Genomic DNA, 2,947 nt, shown 5'->3' on the forward strand with positions numbered 1-2,947 from the left:
TACTTTACGGTTATGGGAGGGGAATTGAAGAAAAGTTCTGCTATGAGGACTTACCCATTGACAAGATAGACAAGATGTGTATTAACAGAAAAAAGTAAAACTAAGATGCGTTCGCGTAGCGTGCGCGTAGCGCTATCGCTAATTACCAAGGACTTACTTTTGTCTTTCTTCCTACTTCTGCCCTCTGCCTTCTGCCTTCTGCTGTTCAGGTCATCATCTCCTTCTCGACAAAATTGGTATAGACCTGACCCTCAATAAAAGCTGGTGTCTCTAGGATTTTTTGATGGAAAGTGAGGGTGGTGGTGACTCCGGTAATGGCACACTCCCTTAAGGCTCGTTTCATGCGCTGAATGGCCGCATCACGGGTGGGACCCCAAACGATTAATTTCCCAATCAGAGAGTCGTAATAGGGGGGAATTTCGTAATCGGGGTAAACATGGGAATCCATGCGCACCCCTGGTCCTCCTGGTGGTAGGTAAGCACTAATTCGTCCTGGTTGGGGACGGAAACCGTGGTCTGGATCTTCGGCATTGATCCGACATTCGATGGCGTGACCTTTGAGAGTAACTTGGTCTTGGGTCAGGCTTAGTTTATCCCCTTCAGCAATTTTAATTTGTTCGGCGATCAAGTCTAGACCGGTGATCATCTCGGTGACTGGGTGTTCTACCTGAATTCGGGTGTTCATTTCCATAAAGTAGAATTCACCAGAGGCATCTAAGAGAAACTCTACTGTACCAACTCCGACGTAATTGATGGACTTAGCGGCCATTACCGCAGCATTACCCATTTTTTCCCGCAATTCTGGGTCAAGCACTGGGCTAGGGGCTTCTTCCAGTAGCTTTTGGTGACGCCGTTGGATCGAGCAGTCTCGCTCACCCAAGTGGATTGCGTTGCCGTGACTATCAGCTAAAATTTGAATCTCGATATGGCGAGGGCGTTGAATAAATTTTTCAATATATACCCCGCCATTACCAAAGGCGGCTTGGGCTTCCCCTTGAGCGGCTTGGAAGAGTTTAATCAATTGGCTGTCATCCTGTACCAGGCGCATACCCCTTCCTCCACCACCAGCAGTGGCTTTAATCATGACAGGATAGCCAATTTGACGTGCGATCGCATAAGCTTCTTGCTCAGAGCTGACTAATCCATCACTTCCAGGTACTGTGGGCACACCCGCTCGTTGCATAGTTTCTTTGGCCGTAGATTTATCCCCCATGGCTCGGATTGCTTCTGGGGTAGGACCGATGAAAGAAATCTGATGATCAGCACAGATTTCAGCAAAACGGGCATTTTCTGATAGGAAACCATAGCCTGGATGAATGGCAGTGGCGTTGCGAGTGAGGGCAGCAGAAATAATATTGGGTATATTTAAATAACTTTTGCTGCTGGGAGGATCCCCGATACAAACCGCTTCATCTGCCAGTTGGACATTAAGAGCATGTTGGTCAATGGTCGAGTGAACTGCAACGGTGGGAATCCCCATCTCCTCACAGGTTCGGATAATCCGTAAGGCAATTTCCCCACGATTGGCAATTAATATCTTTGAAAATTTCATAAAATAGCTTGGCTATATAGGGTTTTTAGTTGAGATGTAAAACTAGGATTGATGGGGAAGTGTGGGAAGTGTGGGAAGTGTGGGGAGGGTGGGGAGAAAGGTCGGTGTGGGGAGGGTTGGGAAATATAGTAAGTGTGGGGAGGATGGGGCGCAACATGGTTTATAAACTATTAAGGGTTTTTTTTGTCTTAATCCCTAATGCCTAGTGCTATCATGCCTAAATTGGGTTTACCCGTCAATTTAAGTTTCACAGCAATTTTGACAGTAATTTTATGATCCAGGCTTTGCAGCTCCGTACTGTTGTATGTTATCCTAAGAAACGGTTAGCAAATCGCGGATGTGGTGGAATGGTAGACACGCACGCTTGAGGGGCGTGTGGCGAAAGCCATGCGAGTTCGAGTCTCGCCATCCGCATTGATCAGCCTGAAGTTGTGGGCAACTTCCCAACGGGGAGCTTCGGCTCAGGGCAGAAGAAAAATAGATGAAAACATGATCATAAAAGCGATACAGCACTATGGCACAAGGGCGCACCCTTGCCTGTTGCCTGTTGCCTCTTGCCTATTCCCACACTCTTCTTACTTCCCCTTCTCCCCACACTTCCCACACTTCCCACCCTCCCCACACTTCCGATTCCCGATTCCCGATTCCCGATTCCCTAAACCATCACCTCTTCGTAACATCAGGCTGCTGAAACCGATAGATATCGCGAATCACGTTTACCCAACCATCACAAAGAGAGGCTAATAAGCGATCGCCTTTTTCCTCACTTGCTGCTGTGGCATCCCCGAGTACTCCACTCTGAGTCAGCCCCTTGGTCAGCCAAGCAAAGGACAAATTTCCTTCCATACTCAATAGACTATCTTCGGGCAATCCCTGGGGATATTCCTTTACTGCCCGATCCATTTTCACTTGACCGGGGAGTAGACAGAGCATGAGACTAGTTTCTAAATCCCCCCCATGAATCCCTAATTCTAATTCTTTCTGGGTAGCTAATTCCTTGGCCATGTTAGGCACGCCCCAGGTAAACAAGGGAAATACCATAAAATCTTCATGCTTGTGGTGAATATCCCGTGCTGCAATTTCCATCACTTGGGGTTGTCCGCCATGGGAATTCATCAGTACTAACTTCCGAAACCCACACCGATAGATACTATCAGCCATTTCCATCAGCACCGCTAGTAAGGTTTGAGCACTAAGGGTAATGGTGCCAGGAAAATGCCAATGCTCATTGGATTTGCCGTAATAAAGGGGAGGTAAGGCATAAGCCGGGATTTCTGGGTCTAAGCAGCCTAAGGCTTTGCCCAAGACTCCCACCCCAATCGCCGCATCTACAATCAGCGGTAAATGGGGGCCATGCTGCTCAATGGAAGCGACCGGCTGAATAATCACAACATT

General features: G+C 47.8%; 3 protein-coding genes and 1 tRNA gene. 2 read left to right on the forward strand and 2 right to left on the reverse strand.

What is annotated here, in order from left to right:
- Positions 1–205 precede the first annotated feature (205 nt).
- Complete coding sequence (accC, locus tag F6K20_RS32125) at positions 206–1,552, reverse strand: acetyl-CoA carboxylase biotin carboxylase subunit (RefSeq protein ID WP_287266203.1); 1,347 nt, start codon at positions 1,550–1,552, stop codon at positions 206–208.
- Between the two features lie 333 nt (positions 1,553–1,885).
- Here accC and F6K20_RS32130 point away from each other — a divergent pair.
- Positions 1,886–1,966 (forward strand) — tRNA-Leu (locus F6K20_RS32130).
- Between the two features lie 100 nt (positions 1,967–2,066).
- Positions 2,067–2,243, forward strand: a complete 177-nt coding sequence (locus tag F6K20_RS32135) for a hypothetical protein (protein ID WP_287297470.1) — start codon at positions 2,067–2,069, stop codon at positions 2,241–2,243.
- Here the strand turns inward: F6K20_RS32135 and F6K20_RS32140 are convergent.
- On the reverse strand, positions 2,216–2,947 hold a 732-nt coding region (locus F6K20_RS32140; RefSeq protein WP_287297472.1), incomplete at its 5' end, for a creatininase family protein. The genes F6K20_RS32135 and F6K20_RS32140 overlap by 28 nt on opposite strands.

It is taken from the genome of Moorena sp. SIO2C4 (assembly GCF_010672485.1).
Lineage (GTDB): Bacteria > Cyanobacteriota > Cyanobacteriia > Cyanobacteriales > Coleofasciculaceae > Moorena > Moorena producens.

Bases quoted from the DNA above. Each gene is read 5' to 3' on its own strand.
- accC (WP_287266203.1), bottom strand. From the start codon at position 1,552: ATGAAATTTTCAAAGATATTAATTGCCAATCGTGGGGAAATTGCCTTA.
- F6K20_RS32135 (WP_287297470.1), top strand. From the start codon at position 2,067: ATGGCACAAGGGCGCACCCTTGCCTGTTGCCTGTTGCCTCTTGCCTAT.